The organism is Marinobacter sp. UBA5687 (genome assembly GCF_002420325.1).
Lineage (GTDB): Bacteria > Pseudomonadota > Gammaproteobacteria > Pseudomonadales > Oleiphilaceae > Marinobacter > Marinobacter nauticus.
In genome coordinates, this window is the sequence record NZ_DIHV01000122.1 from 61,658 (window position 1) to 86,293 (window position 24,636).

The 24,636-nt window shown below is 55.2% G+C and carries 19 protein-coding genes; 16 read left to right on the forward strand and 3 right to left on the reverse strand.

Features of this window, described 5'->3' with window-relative positions; genetic code table 11:
• Positions 1-66: 66 nt before the first annotated feature.
• Positions 67-1,068, reverse strand: coding sequence for a WYL domain-containing protein (locus B3Y70_RS12830; RefSeq protein ID WP_286893924.1), 1,002 nt, complete (start codon positions 1,066-1,068; stop codon positions 67-69).
• A gap of 149 nt (positions 1,069-1,217) precedes the next feature.
• Here B3Y70_RS12830 and B3Y70_RS12835 point away from each other — a divergent pair, with 149 nt between their 5' ends.
• The 10 genes from B3Y70_RS12835 (at position 1,218) to B3Y70_RS12875 (ending at position 14,036) form a co-directional block, all read left to right on the forward strand.
• Positions 1,218-2,621, forward strand: a complete 1,404-nt coding sequence (locus B3Y70_RS12835; protein ID WP_286893922.1) for a Wadjet anti-phage system protein JetA family protein — start codon at positions 1,218-1,220, stop codon at positions 2,619-2,621.
• The gene (locus B3Y70_RS12840; RefSeq protein ID WP_286893920.1) at positions 2,614-3,276 is read left to right on the forward strand and encodes a DUF4194 domain-containing protein; all 663 of its coding nucleotides are present in this window, start codon (positions 2,614-2,616) and stop codon (positions 3,274-3,276) included. Before B3Y70_RS12835 ends, B3Y70_RS12840 begins: the two co-directional genes overlap by 8 nt.
• Positions 3,260-6,778 carry an SbcC/MukB-like Walker B domain-containing protein gene (locus B3Y70_RS12845; protein ID WP_286893918.1) on the forward strand — a complete coding sequence of 1,173 codons (3,519 nt, stop codon included), beginning with the start codon at positions 3,260-3,262 and terminating at the stop codon, positions 6,776-6,778. Before B3Y70_RS12840 ends, B3Y70_RS12845 begins: the two co-directional genes overlap by 17 nt.
• A complete protein-coding gene (locus B3Y70_RS12850; protein ID WP_286893917.1) occupies positions 6,775-8,016 on the forward strand; it encodes a Wadjet anti-phage system protein JetD domain-containing protein in 1,242 nt (413 codons plus the stop codon). The genes B3Y70_RS12845 and B3Y70_RS12850 overlap by 4 nt, the downstream gene beginning before the upstream one ends.
• Before the next feature lie 64 nt (positions 8,017-8,080).
• Positions 8,081-8,449, forward strand: coding sequence for a mCpol domain-containing protein (locus B3Y70_RS12855; RefSeq protein ID WP_200201659.1), 369 nt, complete (start codon positions 8,081-8,083; stop codon positions 8,447-8,449).
• A complete protein-coding gene (locus B3Y70_RS12860) occupies positions 8,450-9,064 on the forward strand; it encodes a hypothetical protein (RefSeq protein ID WP_286893913.1) in 615 nt (204 codons plus the stop codon).
• Positions 9,065-9,152: 88 nt separating this feature from the next.
• Complete coding sequence (locus B3Y70_RS12865; RefSeq protein ID WP_286893912.1) at positions 9,153-10,079, forward strand: nucleotidyltransferase domain-containing protein; 927 nt, start codon at positions 9,153-9,155, stop codon at positions 10,077-10,079.
• Positions 10,080-10,198: 119 nt separating this feature from the next.
• Positions 10,199-10,708, forward strand: coding sequence for a hypothetical protein (locus B3Y70_RS17610; protein WP_422655533.1), 510 nt, complete (start codon positions 10,199-10,201; stop codon positions 10,706-10,708).
• A 902-nt stretch (positions 10,709-11,610) separates the two neighbouring features.
• Positions 11,611-13,116: a sodium/proton antiporter NhaB gene (gene nhaB / locus B3Y70_RS12870; RefSeq protein ID WP_041656555.1), complete on the forward strand. Its 1,506-nt coding sequence runs from the start codon at positions 11,611-11,613 to the stop codon at positions 13,114-13,116.
• A gap of 164 nt (positions 13,117-13,280) precedes the next feature.
• Positions 13,281-14,036 carry a substrate-binding periplasmic protein gene (locus B3Y70_RS12875; RefSeq protein ID WP_278350840.1) on the forward strand — a complete coding sequence of 252 codons (756 nt, stop codon included), beginning with the start codon at positions 13,281-13,283 and terminating at the stop codon, positions 14,034-14,036.
• A 12-nt stretch (positions 14,037-14,048) separates the two neighbouring features.
• On the opposite strand, the gene B3Y70_RS12880 is transcribed toward B3Y70_RS12875, so the two are convergent.
• Together B3Y70_RS12880 and B3Y70_RS12885 are read right to left on the reverse strand one after the other, a co-directional pair.
• The gene (locus tag B3Y70_RS12880; RefSeq protein WP_228224560.1) at positions 14,049-14,954 is read right to left on the reverse strand and encodes a response regulator; all 906 of its coding nucleotides are present in this window, start codon (positions 14,952-14,954) and stop codon (positions 14,049-14,051) included.
• Entirely contained in the window at positions 14,941-18,324 is a 3,384-nt protein-coding gene (locus B3Y70_RS12885) for a hybrid sensor histidine kinase/response regulator (protein ID WP_278350841.1), read from the reverse strand. Before B3Y70_RS12885 ends, B3Y70_RS12880 begins: the two co-directional genes overlap by 14 nt.
• 301 nt (positions 18,325-18,625) lie before the next feature.
• Between B3Y70_RS12885 and urtA the strand changes: the two genes are divergently transcribed.
• From urtA to B3Y70_RS12915, 6 genes are all read left to right on the forward strand, one after another.
• Positions 18,626-19,891 carry an urea ABC transporter substrate-binding protein gene (gene urtA, locus B3Y70_RS12890; RefSeq protein WP_011787268.1) on the forward strand — a complete coding sequence of 422 codons (1,266 nt, stop codon included), beginning with the start codon at positions 18,626-18,628 and terminating at the stop codon, positions 19,889-19,891.
• An 80-nt stretch (positions 19,892-19,971) separates the two neighbouring features.
• Positions 19,972-20,898, forward strand: coding sequence for an urea ABC transporter permease subunit UrtB (gene urtB / locus B3Y70_RS12895; protein WP_011787267.1), 927 nt, complete (start codon positions 19,972-19,974; stop codon positions 20,896-20,898).
• A 9-nt stretch (positions 20,899-20,907) separates the two neighbouring features.
• Complete coding sequence (gene urtC, locus B3Y70_RS12900; RefSeq protein ID WP_121208004.1) at positions 20,908-22,107, forward strand: urea ABC transporter permease subunit UrtC; 1,200 nt, start codon at positions 20,908-20,910, stop codon at positions 22,105-22,107.
• A complete protein-coding gene (urtD, locus tag B3Y70_RS12905; protein ID WP_011787265.1) occupies positions 22,107-22,865 on the forward strand; it encodes an urea ABC transporter ATP-binding protein UrtD in 759 nt (252 codons plus the stop codon). Before urtC ends, urtD begins: the two co-directional genes overlap by 1 nt.
• Positions 22,866-22,867: 2 nt before the next feature.
• Positions 22,868-23,557 (forward strand): urea ABC transporter ATP-binding subunit UrtE, encoded by a 690-nt coding sequence (urtE, locus tag B3Y70_RS12910; protein ID WP_011787264.1) that lies wholly within the window; start codon positions 22,868-22,870, stop codon positions 23,555-23,557.
• Positions 23,558-23,578: 21 nt separating this feature from the next.
• Positions 23,579-24,625: an aliphatic amidase gene (locus B3Y70_RS12915; RefSeq protein WP_014423120.1), complete on the forward strand. Its 1,047-nt coding sequence runs from the start codon at positions 23,579-23,581 to the stop codon at positions 24,623-24,625.
• Positions 24,626-24,636: the final 11 nt, after the last annotated feature.

Sequence of the window (24,636 nt, forward strand, 5' to 3'; positions counted from 1 at the left end):
TAGGTACCAAAATTTCGCTAGCTCCTGAGTACCGTTCGGAACTGGACCAAGCCGGCAGTTGTCGGCTTAGTCAGGTTTGAACCCAACTTCGTGTGCAGGCCTATTCGAATCTGCTGTATAGGCAAAGACAGGCCAAGCTATAGGGTTATCATGGACAGCCATTTCGTATTCGACCTTGCTCGAAGGAATGCGATTGTCGACAAGGAAATACCCGATCAAGGGTTTGCGCATAGTGACCCGCTTCCAGGCGCCACCTTCTTCAAGCTCATAATCAGACGCGATTAATGCCTGCTGCTCACCACTGAGGTGTGGGTTCGGCTTCAACTCAAGCTCAACAATCTGTTCCCAATCGGTATCTGCTTCAGGTGGTACTCCCTTGTACTGCTCGAAAGCGGACGCATTTTTTCCCGAGCTTTTATCGCTCCTTGGTGCCGTAACAACTTCTGGATTGCTCTTGAAACGGCCAATTAGGAAGTCTCGATAACCCATGTGGTCCCAGCAAAAGGCACGAATGTGGTAACGGTTGTTAACGAAGGCAACAGCTGTCGGAGTTAAACGCCTGATCCGGCCCTTTGGGGAACTCATTGTTGCGATCACAGCTTCGATAGATCGCTTGTGTTCAATAGCCGACAACAATCGAGCCAGAACCGTCAAATCATGCCGGCGCTGAAGCATTGGCATTTCTGTGGCATGCCCAGCACTGGGCGGCGCGTAATCTTCAATTGACTGCCACTGGAGGTCTTCGCCCGATAACAGCACCGGCTCAAAGGTTTCCGTTGGCTGATGGTAGGGAATGCCAAGTTGGTAGGGTTTCATCGCTGTCGGAGCGATCTGCTGATAGAGCTTGATGTCTTTTTGAGCCTGAGGCCGCGAAATTCCGAACGTTTCCATCAGCATGGTCGTGGTCAGCCGCCGCTCCCATAACAGTTGACGTTCGATGAAGCACAAACGCAGCCACTGTGGGTGCGAAAAGGCCCCGGCCTCAATCCGTCGACCAGCCAGATTCGCTGCAGACAGAGTGCTAGTATCTTCGCTGATCGCAGGTTTTATGTACTGCAAATACTGCATGGCAGGGCCCTTTAGCTGCTGGTTGCGTTCATATGTCCAGAATTTTAAGCCAATACTGTATAAATATCAGCTACCCATATAAAATATAGGGGTGTATAAAATATAGTGTTCCCCGTAAGTTCGGGTGTCAATCTTCGAGGGATGAGCCGGTGAGTTTCGCCACACTTAACACCAATTTGTTCAAAGCGATCGCTGGCGATAATGGGCGGTTAATGCTCGACCTGCTAGTAGAGCTCGATGCGTTTCTTGATCCGGCGCAGCTGGCGGATGAGCCGACGCCACAACAGGTGAGAGTTTTTCTTCGCGACTATCTCGCCAATAGTCACTTACGCCTGGAAATTGAATCAGGTGAGGCCGCAACCACCCCGCAAAGCCCAGAACATTATGTTTACTACCGGTTGCGCGATACAGGATGGATCCGAGAAGAGCTGGAAATCGGATACCGTTATGTGGTCTGGATGGCTCAAGAAGGTAGGCGACTACTGCAATTCCTCAGGAGTATGGGTGCTGAACACCCATCGCTTGGTGTGGTTTGCTTGTCGGTGCGCTCTAATCTTGCCGAAGTGGTTAAGGATCCGGCCAATGGGTCTTTGATCCGGAAAGCAGCCGATGACATGGAAGGCTTCCTCAACCGCCTCCGAGCCCTCGTGGGCAATATTCGCGAAATACACCATGTGATTAGCGGCGGAGACGTGTCAGGCAGTGGGAACTTCAATTTCTACTTCGAAGAGTACCTGGGTGAGCTATTTCTGCCGAACATTGAGAAACTCGCGTTGAAGGGCAACCCCAACCTTCACGCCAGCAAAATTCGCAAGCTGGTAAGTGATATACGATTCAATCCGGAGCGGTTGGAGGTGTGTGCTAAGGCATACCAGTGGGACGATATAGCGAATCCATCGACTGAAACGGTCGAAGCCGATCTGGATCGACTGAGTCTTGCGTTTGACGGTATTGGGCCCTTGTTCAAAAAAACACAGGACTATGCGCGGCGCATTACCCGTCGAATGCATGAAAGAATTAAATACACCGTGCACACTCCCAGCAATATAGGCCAACAGATCGAGAATTTGCTTGATCGTATTGGTCGGGATGATTCGATTGAAACCCTGCCCAGCCCGGTGATCAGCGAAAAACTGATTTCCGAAAGCCGTTTGGCCAAACCTAAGGCGAAATCGGTACCGGCGGTCGCAACGGTTCGCAAGGAATCCAAACCCCTGTGGGAAAAGCGAGCCTATAACCAGCTCAAACAAGAGCACATACACTTCCAGAGGTATGACCCTGACCGGGTGGTGAGCTTTATTGAGACAAATATGGGCGACCAAGCTCAGATGACCACCGATGACCTGACCATCAAGACTGCTGACGACATGATGGCAGCGTTGCACCTGCGCTTATTGGCGCAAGGTGTTTCTAAAACCCACGCTCTTTACCCCCTATTAGCTGAGTACAGCGTTACCTTCGACGAGCATGAATGGACACAGCTTGAATACATGGCCGGTCGTCGATTGATTATCACCAGGCAGGCCTTCTCGGAGATATCACGAAATGATTAATGACATTGTGCTGAGAGAGCTGAAAGAAATTGCGTCGCGAAACTCTGACGACTACGCCGACACTCTTCGAAAAACAGCTGCCTACCTGCTCCAGAAGCAGTGGGCCTGGAAAGGTAAGCGAGGGCAGAAAGAGCACTTCAAAGTCTGCGAGGACAATGCCACATACTTCCATAAGCTATTCGATGCACTGGACATGGACTGGTATTACGATCGCAACTTTGGGTATGTGGGGGTGCTGCCCAGAGGCACTGGAAGCCAGCTGGATGTCACGGCCACCATGTTTCTGCTGATATTGCGCAAAATGTATGACACTGAGGCCTCGATGGGGCGCACGGACCTCGGCCGCGTCACGCCGCCAACCGTGGAGCTGCTTAATCAGTATGAGCAAGTTAAAGGTGAAAGACCGATACTGACCGCTACCATCGAGGCCCTAGATACCCTTCGAAAGAGGGGCATCATTGAACTTGGGCCCAGAGATCCGGACACCAAGCTTCCTGATGTGACGGTGTTGCCCAATATAACGCGAGTGGTAGGCCCGGCCTTTCTTGGATCGCTCGAAAACTTCATGAACAGCTACGCTCCAGACTCAGAACCCGGAGATGAGCCACACCTGACCACTGACCCTGCGGAGGCGTCTGATGACAACGCCGAATAACCCAATGCCAGCGCATTTCCTTCAAAATTTTGTTTTCGCACAGTGGTATCTCTTGGATCTGGAAACCCTGGATGTGGGTGTAGCCGCATCTCTCTTGTCGGGTGAGAATGGGGCCGGGAAAACAACGATATTTGATGCCATCCAGTTTGTTCTGATGGGTGGAGACCAAAGGCGTGTTAGCTACAACGCGGCCTCTGACGGAAAAGCGTCGGGACGCTCTGCCAGAAGCTACGCCCTGGGCGAGTTCAAGGAAAACGATGTCACCACTTTCGAGCGGGAAAGTGCCAATACCTACATTTTTCTGAATTGGTACGACCACCACCAGCAGCCCTATTCGTTTGGGGTCTCTATCCACGCTACGCAGCAATCGGCCAGCATTGAAACACGTGGTCACATCATCAAAGGGCGCCATGTCTCGGAGGTAGACCTCTTATCCTCGGAGGACACTTTTTTACCGTGGCGTGAATTCGTTGATCGTATGAAGTCGACCGCCAAAGAGTACCGGGGTTCGATGAGCTACGAGATGATCGACGGGGCAAGGATTATGCGCGAAAAGTTCGCCGAGATGATGTCGGTTGATCAAACGCGCAGCGGGAAAATTGAGCCCGAAATGCTGGTCAAAACATTGTCCAGTGCGTTGCAGCTGAAGATGGATAGTCCGATTGATTCGTTTATCCGGGATTTCATTTTGCCACCCGAACCCATAGAAACAGAGCAGCTTCGTGAGGATCTGCTTGAGCATCGCCGCATTGAGGATGAAATCACGCGCGCGGAGAGTCACAAACTGGCTCGTGAAGCTTTGATCACTGAAACAGATAAGGTGACGAAGCACCGGACTGATGCTCACTTTGAGTTATGGGTCTCACAAGAGGCTGAAGTGGCCCGGCTTGATGAAAGAAACAGCGGTCTAGAGGATCGTCTGGATCAGCAGCTAGACAAGCTTGATGAAGCAGAACGGACGATTAATCAACAAACCCCTCGACTGCCTGAGCTCAAAAAGCGTCACGAGGATGCTCTGATAGCGTGGCAAAACTCAGATGCTGCAAGTCTGAGTAAAACCGTCGAGGCGGCACAGGAAAATGTCACGAATGCAACTACCTGTTTCGCTGAGCTAAACACCTCCCTCAGAAAAGCGGTGGATGATATCAGTCGCCAAAGCTTTGCTGACACTCTAGACATTGTCAGTTTTGAACAACTGGCGGAGCGGTGGACCGAATGTTCCGATCTTCTCGCCCGCGCTGACATTGCCAGTCTCAGTCCATCAGATCACGAAAATACCGGCACGGTCACTGCGGCTCTTCTGGATGCCAGACTGGTCTTAGATGAAATTTCCACATGGCTTGAAACGGCAGATAAACATGTCAGCCATGAATTGGAACAAATAAAGGATGCTGGCGCAGCACTTCAATCGCGAGTTGAAAGGTTGAAGAAGGGGCTTTCGGACATTCATGCGTCAACCAGCCTAACCATTGAACTATTAAAGCAGAAGGGTATTCAGGCGGTGCCCGTTTGTGACGTATGCGAGATTACCAATTCAGAGTGGCAAGAAGCTGTTGAATCCTATCTCGGGCCGAATCGTGAAGCTCTCGTAGTTGCAGCAGAAGATTTCGGTCACGCTCTTGAGATCTACGAAGTCGCTCAAAAACAAAGCCCGCGCATCAGGCGAGCACGCCTTATCAACCCAGATTTAGCCTTGCGCGAAAACAAATCACCCACTGCAGGAATGGTTTCAACACTGATCGAAACCCAGGAACCGGTAGCCCGGGGCTTCATGAACATCATCTTGGATCGAACCAAGATGGCCGCAACCCGTGAAGAACTCAGGCGCGAACGTAAAGCACTGATGGCTTCCGGTTTAACGGCTGGCGGCGCAACGATTGGCGGCACCTCTCAAATTGACGGTCTGCTGATTGGTAAACATGCCAAAGCTCAGCAGTTGGAACGGCTGGAAGAAGAGCTTGATAGCCTGGCCCGGCGAGTAGCCAGGTTTAATGGCCCGGCGACAACGCTGAGCAAGCTTAACCGTCAGTGGGCGGGCTTTTGTGCGGCGGTAACCGATGGCGCCGTCGCGCTGCAAGAGCAAAGTCAAAGCCTAGCAGCCTATGAGCAAACTCTCTCTCATGCCAGGGAGCAACTGCAACCTCTTACCTCTGAAGATGAGCGTCTTAAGAGAGCCAAAGAGAGGGCTGACCAGGACTATCATGACTGCAATGAAAAAATCACACAGGCAAGAAACGACAAACAACAGGCAGAGGCTACCATCAAAAGCCTGAAAGCTGACTTGGAGCAGATTCGTCCTTTACTGGAGAGGGCCCAAGAGCAACGCCGCAAGACAGAGACATCTGAATTGCACGACACGAATAAGGCGCTGGAACGCTGGGAAGCCTATGAACAGAAACATGAGAGTACTGAGGGTCGCTATGCACTGATTCGAAATGAGGCGGATAGGGGAAGACAGACTGCACGGGAAAAAGAGCTGACGTCACGCGGAAATCTGCGTGAAAAGGTAATCGAATTCACCAATGCTTTTTCTGAAGACATTGCCAATCGGGCCGAGCTTCTTGAGGCAGCCAAGCTTGAGGGTGATGACCCGGAAGCTTACCGTCTCATTAAGACCGATTGCGCCGATTGGGTGGATCGTATCCTTGCTGCTCAGCTACTGGATCATCGACACGCCGCTCAGGAAGCTGCGGAGAAAATGGAAATGAATTTCCGAGGCATCATCGTTGGGGAGCTTCAAAACCGCTTTGAGCAGATGCGGTACACCTTTCAGCAGCTCAACAGTGTTCTCAAAAGAATTCCTTTCCACGACAACATCTACAGCTTTCACTTCAAGCTCCGTGAGACCGAGAGCCTGGCCACTGTTTACGAATACATAACAACCGTGGATAGGGAGCAGGCCGAGTTGGTTGGCACCTTGTTCGAGAAAGATTCAGAGCATCCGGCCCTAGAACTGCTGAAAGAGGCTCTGATCTCTGGGGATGACCTGATTAATGAGATCAGGGATTACCGCTCGTTCTTCCAATACGATATGAAAATGCGTAATCCCAACACGGGGGAAGAACGCCGGGTAACCGAAATGCAAAGCACCGGTTCCGGCGGAGAAAAGCAGACTCCCGCCTATATCGCCCTGGCTGCCAGTTTCATGAATGTTTACAAGATTCGTGAAAACTCACCTCGCGGTGCCTCCCTGGTTCTCCTGGATGAAGCGTTCAACAATATGGATGGTGGGAACGCCAGTGGCGCGGTTGCCTTTCTGAAAGAGATTGGTCTGCAGCTAATTGTGGCAGCCCCGCCTGAGGTCACCCTTAAGATCGGCAAGGAAATGGACCAGATATACACCATCTGCCGAGAAGGCCGTGATGTGGTTATCGACCACACCAAGATTTTTGAGGGAGGGCAGGAGCTGATTGATCAACGCAACCCTGTTTATCACCCTGAGCTTGTCACTGAGCGAGCCGCTGAATTAAAAGCCAATGCGGAGACAATCACTGGGGTATGAGTAATCATGTCGAGACATTCGTTGCGCAGCTGATTAAGCACATTGATAAGCCAGATGGTGTTGTGCCTCAGGCACGGATACGCATTACAGATCACGCCTATCGGTGGTACTTCGCACTCAACAATAGTGCGAAGACAGCTCTCCACCAAAATTTAGAAGCGCTGCAGGATCTCGACATTCAGTATCAGCGCAGAGTGGCTCTGGGAGCATTCAGGCATATTGAGGCGGTCCAAATTACTGATGGACGCCGGCTCATGGCATCTCAAGGGCTAACCCCGCTGGCGGATGACGTACAGCTCGCCTTCGAACAGCTTGAGGCCACAGAGTTCAATATCCCCTGGTGGGAAACGACTAAGCGAGATATAGCGGAGGCATGGTCAGCCAACAAGACATTCAATGGCGTTAAGCGACAGCAATCCGAGCGGCTTTTCGATGCAATGAAGGTGGTAGAGTGGATCGTTCAGTCAGAAGACGCCTCGCCAGTCCCTGATATGAGAACCCTCAGCACGATGCTCTTTAGTAACTCCAAGAAGCTTGAGGAGAAGAGTTTCGCGAATCTGATTCGTCGTTTGATGCTCGGTCAACTGGATGATGACGTGGCAAGCCTGATGGACGATGGGCCGAAGTTGCTGGAGTATTTTGGGATCAGCAAATACCCAATGCCAATGCGGTTTAAAGCGAGCGCCCTGCTATTCTGCCGAGGTGTTGTTGATTTGTCCGCGCTCCATTACGGGATCGGTGTTTCCCCGGATGAAATTAAAGGGATTGAGTGGCGCCAACGACCAAAGTATTTGCTGTTCATTGAGAACCGAGCCAGCTTTGAGCGATATGTACGGGAGATCGATGATGCGGGGGTCGTCATTTACACCGCAGGGTTTCCGCCTCGTTCCTGGCTGCACGCAATCGAGATCATCATCTCTGAAATCCGATATGAAGTGCCAGTTTATCACTGGGGTGATCGTGACGTGGGTGGCTACAGAATCCTAGCGTTTCTGGCGAGACGACTTGATCTTGATATTCAGCCATACCTTATGGGGATAGATGCCCCGATATCAATTCAGGATGGTGACGACCTCAAAGAAATTCCCGTGGTCGGGTTGATTCAGGCGGTTGAGTCAGCGCGAGGTTATCCGGCCATTTCGGCGCTTTATGAAGCTCTTGGTAAGTGTCAGGATGCAAGCTTACCATGGATTGAGCAGGAACAAATTTCGCCCGTTAGCCCGCTGGGAAAAAGCTAAAGCAACGGCTGAGATTTGATGCAAGCTCCTCAAAGCAATGCCATTCAGATTCGTAGAGGTTAATTTGAACTACATCTCAATAGATGGAGACGATGTGGGCAGGAAGATCACGTCACTCTATCTTGAAAATGCGACAGCTAAGCTCTCTCAATTCTGTGATGAGATGAAAGGTGCCACGGAAAAAATATCCAATTTCCTCAAGGGGCAGGGGTTTGAGGTGATTTTCTGTGCTGCAGACGGTGTGGCAGCTTCAATAGAAAGTGATATTGATTTTGAGCGCGCTTTCACGGAACTCTGCAAGTTTGCTCCAGAGGGGATTACTCTCTCAGCGGGGGTAGGTCAGTCGCTGAGTCAGTCCTACATCGCTCTTCTATCTGCGAAGAGTAACGGTAAGAACTGCATACACCGATATTCAAGGATTGGAGAAATCTAGATGGTTCGGATTATCCGGTTTGATTCACTACTCAAGTATGTGGCGTACACAACTGTCGCCTTGAGCATCGGAATCTACGCCTTTGTTCAGGCCATATGGCTTCCAGATTATTCTCTATTTAAGGTCGTCACGATCTCCTCAATTGTCAGCACATTTATAGTGACCTTACTAATGCTCCCTTCGTGTTCGCGGAAGATTTGGGCATTCATAGGGTATATTAACGAATCCATCTACCCTGACCTGAATGGAACTTGGAAGGGTGAGATAACCCTCGAAGATGGAAAGGCCATAGATGTTCGAGCTGTAGTTCGCCAAACTTTGCTTTCCACGGAAATCGATATCCATGGTGAAACGATGAAATCTGTCACGCTCGACACAACGCCCAGCATGGAAGCCGGGCAAAAGAAACTGTACTACGTTTATCGCGCTGACCCGAAGAATCCCGCATGGCCAAGCTATTGTGGCTCGACGATTTTTGACGTGCGTCGCGTTCAGTTGGAAGGTAATTGTCAGTTAGAGCTTTCCGGCAAGTATTTCACAGATCGCAAAACCGTGGGACGGATAGTGTTGCGCCAGCTCGGGACAAATAACAATCATGATGTCTCTTTCTACTAGCGTCCGGGTTCTCCCGGCGTGAACGTTAGGCTCGTGTTAAATTCAGGAACGATAGTAACCCATAAGTTCACCAATACTCGGAGCGATTATGTCTCAGTACTGGAATGACCGATTTTCTCGATGGTCTCGACCACCAAGCGATAGTGAAGAAGCTAAGGCAGATCGGGCCGCAAGAATGGTGAACGACGCGATATCCGGGCATGCTCCTCTGGAAGGCAAAAGAATAAGCGTATATGGAACAGGCTCTTATAAAAACAATACCAATACTAGAAACGAAAGTGACATTGATATTGCCGTGGTGCTCCACGATTGTTTCTTCTCAAAATATCCGAATGGTAAGCCGCCTCAACCAGAAGACTTAGGTCATGCAGGTGGAGTGAAGTACGGCTTAAAAGCATTTCGCGAAGATGTGGGAAAAGCTTTACGCGCCAAATTTGGCGCCGACGGAGTGACCGCTGGCTCAAAAGCATTTGACGTCCACTCTAACACTGCTCGACTAGACGCGGACGTTGCGGTTTTCCTAGAGCATCATAGGTACACCGGGAAGCAAAACGTGGACGGGACATGGCACTATTTAGAAGGTGTCGAAATGAGGGGTAAGGATAATTCAAGAATTATTAACTGGCATGGAGACCACTATGCAAATGGTGTTGACAAAAACAGCCGCACTGGTCGTCGATATAAACGCGTCGCAAGAGTTTTAAAATGTCTTCGCGACGATATGAAGCAGAGTACAGACGAGGCGATACGAAAAGCCGCTGACGTGCCCTCTTTTTTGTTGGAATGTTTGGCTTTCAATGCTTCAGATGGCTGCTTCCAGCAAGGCGACTTATACGACGACTTAAAAGCTGTAATCACTGAGGTTTGGAATGGCACAAAGCCAGAAACAGATGATTTGGTCTACTTGGAGGTGAGCGGACTAAAATGGCTTTTTGGTAGCGAGCAGCCGTGGACCAAAGCTGGAGCACATTCGTTCCTTCTGAAAGCTTGGCAGCATGTCGGGTTCAGCAAGTGAATAGGGCGTATGCAACCATCATTGTAGGATTGGTCGTCGCTACTTGGGCTATCTATCTATTGCTACAAGGGCAAACTTTGACATGGAGCTACTTGGGACCATTCTCGGTAGCTGTCGCCGTGCTCACCGCCACGGCCTTCGTATTCAAACATTGGGCTTGGCACTGGCCTATTGTTCACTTGCTAACCAAAACACCTAACTTAACCGGGACGTGGGTCGGGAAGCTTAAATCTGATTATATTCATGATGGGGAAACCGAACCGCGTGGCCCAATAGATGCGGTCCTTATCGTTACTCAAACAGTAGACGAAATTAACGTTCGCCAGTATACGAAAGAGTCATCATCAACCACGGTCGCTGCGTCAGTAACGGCGGAGCCTGGCGACAAGTTCATTCTAGCAACGGTTTTCTTAAATGAACCAGAAATAGAATTACAGCAAACCCGCAGCCGCATGCATTATGGTGCTACACGACTGGGCATAGAAGGTCCTCCGAGATCGCCAGAGAAACTAGTTGGGAATTATTGGACAGCTAGAAAAACGTCGGGGTCAATAGAGTTTCAGTTGGTAAGTCGAAAGCGTGCGCACTCATTCGAGCAGGCATGGCGACTCCAAAAAACTGCCAAGTGAAGGATGCTGGGGCCCCTAATCAAAGGCTGTCTAACCATGCGCTTCAACCGATCGCTAGTGCGGCGGTTGAGCCCAGGCGTCAAGTGTTTATGACTGAAACTTGTGCGATTGATGTAATGATCCGAAAGGCCGCGCCGCGTTCCTATAAAGTCACTGGCGGGCATTTTGACTATGGAAGCCTTTACCTGGCGAGCATGGCCGGTGAGTCTTATGTCCTGCCCATCTCTCAGATTTCAGAAATACAGGATCTTGGTAATGGGCGGCACATTGTGGTTTTGCCGAGATGGTTGGCCCGCAAAAGCGGGCTTCTAAAGTACGAGCGTAAGTTATAGTCTCGGTAGCTGACTAGCAAATGCACCAATTTGCGGGATGGTTATACGACCATCCGTACCGTTTTCGAGACCCATTTTGGGAAGCTTGAATCTTTCGCTGGAAGCTCGCCAAAAAAGTTACCAACTTTTTTGTGATAAATTTGGGCGTCTTTTTCGGAGAATGCCCCAAAAGTTACCAACTTTATTTATTTTTATGGTTGATTGGATATTATGAAATGCGGTCTAGAGAGTCATTTTGTTACCAACTTTTTTATGCTGCTACAGGAGCCTGCCTGGATCCGGTCCTGAAAATATCAGATCCAATATTAGGCATGACCGTCATTTGTTCAGAAAGTTACCTTGTTAATCGAGAAATCGGTTAAAATACCGTCGCCGTTTCGGCAGTAATTAAGTAGTATTACTTAAATTTCCTGTGGTGCCCGGCTCTATCTCGCCTTCTTTTTGTTATTAAGACCAAAAGCGGACTGAAATTCGTACCTTTGGACCATACTCCGGTACGTAAATATCAAGGAAGATGCGGGTCTTCTGGCGCACAATACCAACAAACCGATTTCTCAGAAGATGTCTGTAATGCCCACGACTGTTATCTCCGGCTTTACCCATAATTTCCTTGGCAAGGCACCTGTCTGGTACAAGCAGGTCATTCTGCTGTTTCTGGTCATCAATCCGATTGTCATGTATCTGCTTGGGCCCGGCGTGGCGGGTTGGCTGTTGATCGGTGAGTTTATTTTTACGCTGGCGATGGCACTGAAGTGCTATCCACTGTTGCCGGGGGGCCTGCTGGCGGTGGAGGCCCTGCTGATCGGGCTGACGTCGGCGGATGCGGTGTACCATGAGGTTCTGACCAATTTCCCGGTCATCCTGCTGCTGATGTTCATGGTGGCGGGTATTTACTTCATGAAAGAGCTGCTGCTGGTGACCTTCACCCAGATTCTGGTGGGGGTGCGGTCCAAGTCGGCGTTGTCGCTGCTGTTCTGCAGCGCTGCAGCGGTGCTGTCTGCGTTTCTCGATGCCCTGACCGTCACCGCCGTCATCATCAGCGTTGCGGTAGGTTTCTTCTCGGTCTATCACAAGGTGGCATCCGGCAAGGGTTACCAGCAGAAAGACCACAACACCAACAGCGACGACGAAGTGATTGAGCTGCACCGGGAAGATCTGGAAAACTTCCGTGCCTTTCTCCGCAGCCTGCTGATGCACGGGGCGATCGGTACCGCTCTGGGCGGCGTCGCCACCATGGTGGGTGAACCCCAGAACCTGCTGATCGCCAAGGTGGTTGGCTGGGATTTCGCCGGCTTTTTCCTGCACATGGCACCGGTGAGTATTCCGGTTTTGTTCGCCGGTCTGGCCACGTGCTGGGCGCTGGAGAAACTACGCTGGTTTGGCTATGGCGGTCGACTGCCCAAGCCGGTGCGACGGGTGTTGGAAGAGTTCGCTGATAATGAAAAGGCTCGGCGCACCAAGTCTGATCAGGCGGCGCTCTGGATTCAGGCGGTGGCCGCGGTCATTCTGGTGTTTGGTCTGGCATTCCACATCGCCGAAGTAGGATTGATTGGCCTGCTGGTGATTATCCTGATTACCTCCTTTACCGGCGTGACGGACGAACACCAGATTGGCAAGGCGTTCCAGGAATCCCTGCCCTTTACCTCATTGCTGGTGGTGTTTTTCGCCGTGGTGGCGGTGATTCACGAGCAGCACCTGTTCAAACCGATCATTGATTACGTACTGGCGCTGCCTGAAGGCCAGCAGCCGGGCATGTTCTTCATTGCCAACGGGCTGTTGTCGATGATCAGCGACAACGTGTTTGTGGCGACCGTCTACATCAGCGAAGTGAAACAGGCGCTGGACGCCGGCAGCATCAGCTACGAGCACTTCCAGACCCTGGCCGTAGCCATCAATACCGGTACCAACCTGCCGAGCGTAGCTACACCCAATGGCCAGGCGGCGTTCCTGTTCCTGCTGACCTCAGCCATTGCACCTCTGGTGCGTTTGTCCTACGGGCGCATGGTGATCATGGCGTTGCCTTACACCATCGTGATGGGTGGCGTCGGTCTGTACATGGTCACCCACGCGTTCTGAGTCAAGGTTTTGCATATTTCACCGCACAGTTTTCATAGGATCTGTTAACCTTCAGGTAAACAGATAAAAGAAAAGCGGTATACATGCGCAGTTGTCAACAACCCCAATCGACCCTTTCGCGCGCCTGTCTGATGGCGCTTTTTCTTGTTCTGGTTTTCTCATATTTGTTCTATCCCACCGCTGTCCGTGCCTCAGATTCGGAGGCTTTTGTCGATAAAACCATACGGGTTGCTTATGTTGAGTTTCCGCCGGTCACTTATCGGGATGACAAGGGCGAGCCTGCCGGAGAGTTTGTGGACATTACCCGCAAGGTAGCGACAGAGGCGGGTTACCAACTGGAATTCATCTACCTGCCGGTGGCCCGCACCTACCTCTATCTGAAAAACGGCACGATCGATTTGTGGATGGGGCTAACCGACATTCCCGCTTTAAAAGACGACATTCTCGAAAGCTGGATCAGCCCGATTCCGGTGGAACTGAGTGCCTGGTATCTGGAGGGCGTGCCGCCAGTGGATCATATGGATCGCCTGCGCAACAAAACCGTGATTCTGATCGGCGGCTATACCTACGCCGGCCTCAGAGACTGGCTGACCTCCCAGCCCGATATCCAGATTACCGAAGCACCGAACCATCGCTCCGGCCTCAATATGCTCAAGCGTCATCGCGGTGATTACCTGCTGGACTACCGGCAACCGGTGCAGGAAACCCTGAGCCGGACGACAGATGCCGAGATTCGCGAATCGGAAATGCGCAGCCGCAATGGCGCCTGGCTGTTTTCCCTGGCCAATCCGCGTGCGGCCATTCTACGTGAGGCCTTTGACGACGCTTACCTGCGCCTGGCCGAAAAGGGCGAAGTACCGCCGGTGCGACGGTTTCAGCAAACCTATGTGGTGCCAGGATTCCCGGAGCAGTACCGGTAACACCGGCAGGTTTTAAAGCGTTGCCAGCACCCGAATGGCATTGGCCGCTGCCGCCGTCCGGTTTTCCACATTCATCTTCCGGAACACCTGCTCCAGGTGTTTGTTCACGGTGCGGGGGCTCATCTCCAGAATCTGTCCGATTTCCCGGTTGGTCTTGCCATTGGCGATCCACAGCAGGACATCCGACTCCCGCAGGGTAAGATCAAAACGTTCCCGCAGCGCCGCTGAGGCGCTGTTCTGGTTCTGGGGTGTTTTCAGACGCAACAGGTATTCCTGGTCATCCACCAGGGCCAGATATTCGATGGAGCGGGGCGTGTCCAGCAACCGGATGGGCAGACTGTGGCCGGGATCCGGTCGGTGGCCCAGCCAGTCCTCAAGTTGTTCCCGTACTCCCTGGAAGTCCTCGTGATCCGGCGGCGGCAGGCAACGGCATACTTGCGGGGTACCCCACAGCAGGTTGCCCTCGCGGTCGACCGCAAACAGGTTCTGACCGGCGGTATCGAGCGCGCAACGGGCGCTGCGGGTCATTCTGGCGTTGGCCAGGTGCACCGCCATGCGGGCCAGTAACTCGGTGGTGTCGATGGGCTTGGTAACATAGTCCACGCCGCCGGCATTCAGGCCCATAACCACGTGTTCGGTATCGCTCAGGCCGGTCATGAAAATGATCGGAATGTCCGCGAAGGCGGGGTTTTCCTTGAGTCGCCGACACGTCTCGAAGCCATCCATATTCGGCATCAGCGCATCCATCAGCACCACATCGGGGGTGATGTTCTGGCTGATGGTCAGGGCCTGATTACCTTCCAGCGCCACCAGCACGGTCATGCCAGCTTCTTCCAGTGCATCATTGATCATGCGGATGGAATCGATGGCGTCGTCGACGACCAGTACCACGGTTTTGCGGTCATCAGGATGCTTCATGTTCGGTTACCTCAAGAAGTTCGAGAATCTTCTCGAACTGGAAATCGTTGGTGAATTTGGTGATCTCCTGAACGAAGGCGTCACTGGCGTCTCCGGCATACTGCAAGCTGTGCAGTGCCTCCAGCAGGCCCTTGCGATGGCCGATTCTGGCCAGGTCTGCCAACGCCTCGCAGTGCTCCCGGGCGGGCAGTTCAAGCGCGCCGCTGGCTGGCAGCGGTAGCGCGGCCAGGGGCTCCGGGCTTTTCTCGAAGCGCCAGTCCAGGCCCATGACCCGGCCAATGGTGTCCAGCAGCAGGTTCAGTCGCACCGGTTTGATGATGTAACCGTCGTGCAGGCGCGGTGCCTCGGCGCTATGGTGGCCCTCGTTGGCGTCGGCCGAGACCATCACCACGGGCAGGTTGTATTTCATTTCCCTGAGCTCGGCCAGCACCTCCCAGCCGCTTTTCCCGGGCATCGACACATCGAGCAGAATCAGGTTGGGGCGCTCCTGTTCCACTCGTTCCGGAACGGTCATGGCATTGCCGGTGTCGCTGATTTCAAAGCCAAGTGGCGACAGCATGGCCCGGATCACCTGACGATGGGAGTCGTCGTCATCCACCAGCAGGATTTTCCGGCGGGCGCCATGGTAGCCGTAGATCCTGCGGGCTGGCGTCGAGATCGAGCGTGGGCTGGCGGAATGCAGGCTCGACAGCATCAGGCTGACCTTGAACACGCTGCCCTCGCCAGGTTCGCTCTCCACCGAGATGTCGCCGCCCATGATTTCCGTCAGCAGTCGGGTGATGGTCAGGCCCAGGCCGGTTCCGGTGCGGCTCTGGCCGGGATTGCGGATACGCTCAAACGGCCGGAAGATGCGTTCGATGTTTTCTGCGGCAATGCCCTCGCCGGTATCACGCACGGTGAATTCCGCCACCTGGCTGCGGTAGCGGAGGGTCAGTGACACGCTGCCCTGGTCGGTGTATTTGATGGCGTTCGACAACAGATTGATCAGTATCTGGCGCAGGCGTTTTTCATCGGTGGTCACCAGTTCTGGCAGAGGGTGAGGGCAGTGGTAGTCAAACGCCAGGCCCTTTTCTTCGGCCTGAAGCCGGAACATGGTGACCAACTGCTCCATCAGCAACCCGATGCGCACCTGGTCACGGTGCAGATCCAGCCGGCCCGCCTCAATTTTTGAGATATCCAGTAACCCTTCAATCAGATCCGCCAGGTATTCGCCGCTGCGGCGAATGACCCCCAGGGCTTCCTTGCGATGAGGCGGTACCGAGTCGTCGTTCTCCATGAGCTGGGCGTAACCGAGGATGGCGTTAAGGGGCGAGCGTAACTCGTGGCTGATTCCGGTCAGGTACCGGCTCTTGGCGCCGTTGGCGGCCTCGGCCTGCTCTTTGGCCTGCTGCAGGGCCTGGTCGGTGCGTTCGTGGGCGACAATCTCCTCGGTCAACAGGCGGGTCTGGCGCCGGGATTCCTCCTCCGCCACTACCCGGCTTTCATGGGCCAGTACAAACAGCCAGCAGATCACCCCGGTGACAATGACCAGAATGAAGAACACTTTCCACAGGGTGACAGACAGCAGCGTAGCCTCGGCAAGCGAAGCCACCGGGGTTTTGAAGTAGATCAGCGACAGCAGCAGTGCGGAAAATCCGTTGATGACCACCAGCAGCGACAGGAAATGCCCGAGCCGGGAGCGCAGTGCCGACAGCAGTGGCGCCGGAAGGAACCGCCCGAGAAACTGCTGCATCTGCTCCTGGTAGCCGGCGCCCGGTTTGCAGGCGTCCTCACAGCGGGCATCCAGCGAACAGCACAGCGAGCAGATAGCGCCATCGTAGGCGGGGCAGTGGGTGACATCTTCCGGCTCGAAGCGGTGTTCGCAGATGCTGCACCCCACCAGTTGGTGATCGGTGGCCAGGGGCACAAACGGACGGGCGGTGTAGAAACGCCCGCCGGTCTTCCAGGCAATCAGGGGCGCGGTGACCAGTGCCACCGCCAGGGCGATGAAATGGGACAGGGCCTGGGCGTAGTCACCCAGTACCCCGGTGTGGCAGGTGATTCCCACCACCGAGGCGGTGATCATGGCGCCCACACCCACCGGATTGATGTCGTACAGGTGCGCCCGTTTGAATTCGATATGGGCCGGGCTCAGGCCCAGGGGTTTGTTGATCACCAGGTCTGCCACCAGGGCACCCACCCAGGCAATGGCGACAATGCCGTAGAATCCCAGGGTCTCTTCCAGTGCCCGATACACGCCAAGTTCCATCACCAGCAGGGCAATGGCGACATTGAACACCAGCCAGACCACCCGGCCAGGGTGGCTGTGGGTCAATCGGGAGAAGAAATTGGACCAGGCAATGGAGCCGGCGTAGGCATTGGTCACGTTGATCTTGATCTGACACAGAATCACGAAGATGCCGGCCATCGCCAGCGAGAGCTCGGGGGAATGGGTGATGTAGTTGAACGCCACCAGATACATCTGGGTTGGGTCGGCCGCTTCTGTTGCGGAAATGCCCTGATTCAGTGCAAGCACGGCCAGAAAGGAGCCGGCCAGAATTTTTACCATGCCGATGACAACCCAGCCGGGGCCGCCGGCCATCACCGCCACCCACCAACGGCGCCGTTCCGGAGCATTGGTGGGCTCGGGAATGAAGCGCAGGAAATCCACCTGTTCGCCAATCTGGGCAATCAGGGAGAACACCACCGCGGCGGCCGCCCCGAACAGCAGCAGGTCAAAGCCATTGTCGGCGGGCAGGCCCACGCCCTGGAACTGCGTCCAGTCGGTGATGGAGGAGGCATCTGCGTAGATGATGAAAACGAAAGGCGCCAGCTGCAGCAGGATAAACAGGGGCTGGGTCCACACCTGAAAGCGGCTGATGGTGGTGATGCCGTGGGTGACCAGAGGAATGATCACCACGGCGCAGATCAGGTAACCCAGTACCAGGGGAATGGCAAACAGCATTTCCAGCGCCATCGCCATGATAGCGGCCTCAATGGCGAAGAAGATGAAGGTAAAGGAGGCGTAGATCAGCGAGGTAATGGTCGAGCCGATGTAGCCGAAGCCGGCGCCCCGGGTCAGCAGGTCGATGTCCACCCCGTAGCGGGCGGCGTAGTAGCTGATCGGGATCGCGGTCAGGAAAATCACCAGGCTGACCGCGAGGATCGCCGCGACGGCGTTGTCGAAACCATAGTGCAGGGTAATGGAGCCGCCGATGGCCTCCATGGCCAGGAACGAGATGGCCCCCAGCGCAGTATGGCTGACCCGCGCAGCCGACCACCGGCGTGCACTTTTGGCGGTAAAGCGCAGGGCGTAGTCTTCCAGGGTCTGGTTGGCTACCCATTGGTTATAGCTACGCCGGACCCGAAAAATATTCTGTTTTACTGCCATTCCCGCCCTGCTCCTGGCCCGCCGGGCCGCCCTGAATTGGTGCGCGTTTGCTGCCGTCACGCACCGGATCAGAAAGCTGGAACAAGAACCGTGCCATAAACCGGTGCAACGGATGTGCGCCTTGGGGTTGCCTGCGGTTGTAACCTGTCTGACCTGGCACGGGTATGCGTCAAATGACGTACCACGCTGGGGTGAATGCCGAATGGGCACCCATGACAGGCCTGAGCAGAATGATTGACGTGGGCACTGTGCTTCCGGAGCGGAGCACGGTACCGGCTTTCAACCACTGCGAGGAATGACCATGGGAACCACAACCATTGCCGCCGGAGGGCGGAGTCACAAGAGCAAAGGGCTGCGAAAGAGCCTGGCCACCCTGGCCGCATCCATCATGCTGGCCACGTCGGCCCAGGCGGCCACGCCGGCAACCGACGAGGTAAACACCACCGGACTGGCGGTCACTGACGACACCGTCAAGGTCGGTATCCTGCACTCCATCACCGGCACCATGGCCATCAGTGAGATTGGTTCGGTGCAGGCCGAGAAGCTCGCCATTGAGCAGATCAACGAGTCCGGTGGTGTCCTTGGCCGGCAGATCGAGTTTGTCCAGGAAGACGGCGCCAGTGACTGGCCCACCTTCGCGGAGAAATCCCGCAAGCTGCTTCGCCAGGACAACGTCGCGGCCATCTTCGGTGCCTGGACCTCGGCTTCCCGTAAAGCCATTCTGCCGGTCATCGAGCAGTACAACGGTATGCTGTACTACCCGACCTTCTACGAGGGTCTGGAGCAGTCACCCAACGTGATCTACACCGGCCAGGAAGCCACCCAGCAGATTCTGGCGGGTATCGACTGGGCGGTGAAAGAGAAAGGCGCCAAAACCTTCTACCTGCTGGGCTCGGATTACATCTGGCCCCGTACCTCCAACAAAATTGCCCGCAAGCACATCGACAAACTGGGCCTGAAAGTGGTGGGCGAGGAGTACTACCCGCTGGGCCACACCCAGTTCAACTCCGTGATCAACAAGATCAAGCTCAAGAAGCCGGACGTGATCTTTGCGTCGGTGGTCGGTGGTTCCAACGTGGCCTTCTACAAGCAGATGAAAGCCGCCGGTGTCGATTTCACCGACGAGAAGCCGCTGCTGCTGACCATCTCCGTCACCGAGGATGAAATCCGCGGTATCGGCGGCGAGAACGTGGAAGGTATCTACGCCTCCATGAAGTATTTCCAGAGCCTAGATAACCCCAACAACGAAGAATTCGTGGCCGCCTTCAAGGAAGCCTGGGGTGACGACATGGTGATTGGCGATGTGACCCAGGCGGCCTATCTCGGCCCGTGGCTGTGGAAGATGGCGGTGGAAAAAGCCGGCTCCTTCGACATCGACAAGATTCGTGAGGCCTCACCCGGCATCGAATTTACCAAGGCACCGGAAGGCTATGTCCGCATCCACGAAAACCATCACCTCTGGTCCAAGACCCGCATCGGCCGCGCCAAAACCGATGGCCAGTATGAAGTGGTTTATGAAACCGACGAGCTGATGGAACCCGATCCGTTCCCGGAAGGTTACCAGTAAGCAGCCGTGGCCGGTGCCTTCGGGCACCGGCGTCCGGCTCGGACGCAAGCACGTGTTCTTAAGCGACGGGAGTAAGGGTCATGTTTGACGGATACACCACCAGCGAATTGATGTCGATTTTTGCCATGCAGGGCTTTGCCGGGCTGTCCCTGTTCTCGGTATTCGTACTGATGGCACTGGGCCTGGCGATCATTTTTGGTCAGATGGGGGTGATCAATATGGCCCACGGGGAATTCATGATCCTCGGCGCCTACACCACCTACCTTGTCTCCGGGTTTTTCCAGTCGGTCCTGCCCGGTCTGTTTGGCGGATACTTCTTCGTCGCCATCATTATTGCGTTTCTCATCTGTGCGGCCCTCGGGGCCTTTATCGAATGGGCCATGATCCGGCACCTCTACCGGCGCCCGCTCGACACCCTGCTGGCCACCTGGGGCCTGAGCCTGATCATGCAGCAAACCTACCGCTCCATCTTCGGCGCCCGGGAAGTGGGTGTGGAACTGCCGGAGTGGATGATGGGCGCCATCCAGGTTACCGATCTGGTGGAACTGCCCATCAACGGCCTGTTCGTGATGATCATTGCCCTGTCCATCGCCCTGGGGGTTTACCTGCTGATGTACCGCTCCGGCTGGGGCAAGAAGGTCCGTGCCGTGGTACAGAACCGCCCGATGGCCGAAGCCGTGGGCATCAACAGTGCCGGGGTTGACCGTATGACCTTCGCCCTGGGCTGTGGCATTGCCGGTATCGCCGGTGCGGCCTTTACCATGATCGGCTCTACGGGCCCGTCCTCCGGCCAGGCCTACATTGTCGATACCTTCCTGGTGGTGGTGTTCGGCGGTGCCCAGAGTCTGATTGGCACCATTGTCTCTGCTTTCGGTATTTCCCAGGCCCAGTCCACGATGGAGTTCTTCCTCAGTGGTTCCATGGCCAAAGTCCTCACCCTGCTGGTGGTCGTTGGCATCCTGATGCTGCGCCCGGAAGGCCTGATGGCGCTCAAGGTCCGTCGCTAGGAGACTGTCATGAAAAACACTTCCCCTTTGAAATGGTTTGCCTCCCGAGAGGGGCTCTACTATCTGGCACTGGCGTTGCTGCTGGTCGTCATCCTGCCGCTGGCGCTGGACCCGTTCCGCCTGAACATGGTGGGTAAATACCTCACCTACGCCTTCGTGGCCATCGGCCTGGTGATGTGCTGGGGCAAAGCCGGCATCCTCAGCCTGGGCCAGGGCGTGTTCTTCGGCCTGGGCGGCTACTGCATGGCCATGTTCCTGAAGCTGGAGGCTTCCACGCCGGAGGCCACGGCCATCCAGTCCACCCCGGGTATCCCGGACTTCATGGACTGGAACCAGCTGACCGAACTGCCGTGGTTCTGGGAACCGTTCCACAGCTTCTCGTTCACCCTGCTGGCGATCGTCGGTGTGCCGGTGCTGCTGGCATTCATCATCGGTTTTGCGATGTTCACCCGCCGGGTGGGGGGCGTCTACTTCGCCATCATCACCCAGGCCATCGCAGCCATCCTGACCATTCTGATCATTGGTCAGCAGGGCTACACCGGGGGTGTAAACGGCATTACCGATCTGCAGACCCTGATGGGCTGGGACATCCGCACCGATGAGGCCAAAACCATCCTGTACTTCGTGTGCGTGGGCCTGCTGTTCGTGTGCCTGTTCGTGGCCCGGTTTGTCCAGAACCGCAAGCTCGGTCGCATCCTGGTGGCCATGAACGCCCAGGAAAACCGGGTGCGTTTCTCCGGCTATGATGTGGCCGCCTTCAAGATCTTCGTGTTCTGCCTGGCCGCCGCCTTTGCGGGCATTGGCGGCGCGCTGTTCACCCTGATTGTCGGCTTCATGTCGCCCTCGTTCATCGGCATCGTGGCCTCCATTGAAATGGTCATCTTCTGTGCCCTCGGGGGTCGCCTGTCGATTCTGGGCGCAGTCTACGGCGCGTTGCTGGTGAACGCCGCCAAGAGCGGCTTCTCCGAATCCTTCCCGGAATTGTGGCCGTTCGCCATGGGCGCGTTGTTCATCGGTGTGGTGCTGGCGTTCCCGAATGGCCTGGCCGGCCTGTACCAGACCTACGTGATGCCCCTGGAGGACCGCCTGTTCAAGCGCAAGCCGAAAGCAGCGGTGAGCGCCCCGGCGAAGCCAGCGCCTGCTGCCCGCCAAGATGAGGGCCGTGATTACGACCCGATGCTGGACCAATACAGCCCGGAGAAATCCTGATGAACGCAGCCAAAGCACAGAGCAAGGACTTCCTGCTCGCAGTCGAGGGCCTGACCGTCTCATTCGATGGCTTCAAGGCGGTGGATGATCTCTCGTTCTACCTGGACCCGAAAGAGATCCGGGTCATCATCGGCCCCAACGGGGCCGGCAAAACCACGGTACTGGACCTGATTTGCGGCAAGACCAAGGCGACCTCGGGTTCCATCAAGTTTGATGGCAAGGAGCTGACCAGACTCAAGGAGCACCAGATTGTGCATTCCGGCGTTGGTCGCAAGTTCCAGACCCCGTCGGTGTTCGAGGACCTGACGGTGTTCGAGAACCTGGAGGTGTCTTATCCACAGGGCCACAGCGTGATGGGGGCGCTGGCCTTCAAACGCTCGGCTGAGGTGGTGGCTGCGGTGGAAGACGTGGCCGAGACCATCTTCCTGAAAGATGCCCTGGACCAGCCGGCGTCGCTGCTCAGTCACGGCCAGAAGCAGTGGCTGGAGATTGGCATGCTGCTGATCCAGAAGCCGGACCTCTTGATGCTGGATGAACCGGTGGCCGGCATGTCGGTGGCCGAGCGCAAGAAAACCGCTGAACTGCTGCGGCGCATTACCAAAGACCACACGGTGCTGGTGATCGAGCACGACATGCAGTTTGTCGGGGATATCGCAGACCGGGTCACGGTGATGCACCAGGGCAAGGTTCTGTCTGAGGGGTCCATCGAGCACGTGAAGTCGGACCCGAAAGTCATCGAAGTCTACCTGGGGCATTGATCATGCTGAGCGTCAAACAACATTCGGTGGCCTATGGCCAGAGCAGCATCATCCAGGACCTGAACCTGGAGGTGGGCAAGCAGGAAATCGTGGCGGTGGTTGGCCGCAACGGTATGGGTAAAACCACCCTGATGAAATCCCTGGTGGGCATGACTCCAAGCCGCGGTGGCCAGGTCACGCTGGATGGCACGGACCTGTCGAACCTGAAGAGCTTCCAGCGGGTGAGGGCCGGCATCGGGTTTGTGCCCCAGGGGCGGATGATTTTCCCGACCCTGACGGTGAAGGAAAACATCGAGACCGGTCTGGCCGCGGTAGGCGAGAAGAAAATTCCGGAAGACCTTTATGAGCTGTTTCCGGTGCTGAAGGAAATGCAGCACCGCCGGGGCGGCAACCTTTCCGGCGGGCAGCAGCAACAACTGGCCATTGCCCGGGCCCTCGCGACCCGGCCCAAGGTGCTTCTGCTCGATGAGCCGACCGAGGGCATCCAGCCCAACATCATCAAGGACATTGCCAAAACCCTTCGGCGGATTCGCGACGAGCGGGGGTTGTCGATTGTGGTGTCGGAGCAGGTGTTGAGCTTTGTGATGGATGCGGCGGATCGGATTCTGGTGATCGAGAAGGGGGAGATTGTGCACGAGGAGCTTCGGGAAGAGGCGGATCAGGACAAGATTGCCAGTTATCTGGCCGTTTAGCTTTGTTGAGGGGGAATAAATATGAGACACGGTGATATTTCCAGCAGTAACGATACCGTCGGCGTGGCGGTGGTGAACTACAAGATGCCCCGGCTGCATACCAAAGCCGAGGTGCTGGACAACGCCCGCAAGATTGCGGACATGATCAAGGGTATGAAAGTGGGGCTGCCGGGGATGGATCTGGTGGTGTTTCCGGAATACAGCACCATGGGGATCATGTACGACAACGACGAGATGATGGAGACCGCCGCCACCATTCCCGGAGACGAGACAGCGATTTTCTCGGCGGCCTGCCGGGAGGCGAACACCTGGGGGGTGTTTTCGCTCACCGGCGAGCGCCATGAAGATCATCCCAACAAGGCGCCTTACAACACCCTGGTGCTGATCAACAATGAGGGTGAGATTGTCCAGAAATACCGCAAGTGCATTCCCTGGTGCCCGATTGAGGGCTGGTACCCCGGCGACACCACCTATGTGACCGAGGGGCCGAAGGGGATGAAGATCAGTCTGATCATCTGTGACGACGGCAACTACCCGGAGATCTGGCGCGACTGCGCCATGAAGGGGGCGGAGCTGATTGTGCGGTGCCAGGGTTACATGTATCCGGCCAAGGAACAGCAGATCATGATGGCCAAGAGCATGGCCTGGGCCAACAACTGTTACGTGGCGGTGGCTAATGCCTCCGGCTTTGACGGGGTGTATTCGTACTTCGGGCACTCGGCCATCATCGGCTTTGATGGTCGTACCCTGGGTGAATGTGGAGAGGAGGACATGGGGGTTCAGTACGCCCAGTTGTCGGTCAGTCAGATCCGCGACGCCCGCGCCAACGACCAGTCCCAGAACCACCTGTTCAAGCTGCTGCACCGGGGCTACACCGGCGTTCACAACTCCGGTGATGGCGACAAGGGCGTGGCCGATTGCCCGTTCGAGTTCTATCGCACCTGGGTGATGGACGCCCAGAAAGCCCAGGAAAACGTCGAGGCCATGACCCGCAAAACCGTGGGCACGGCGGAGTGCCCGGTGGGTGAACTGCCGTTCGATGGCAAGGAAAAAACTGCAGGGGCCTGAGCCCGGGAGAC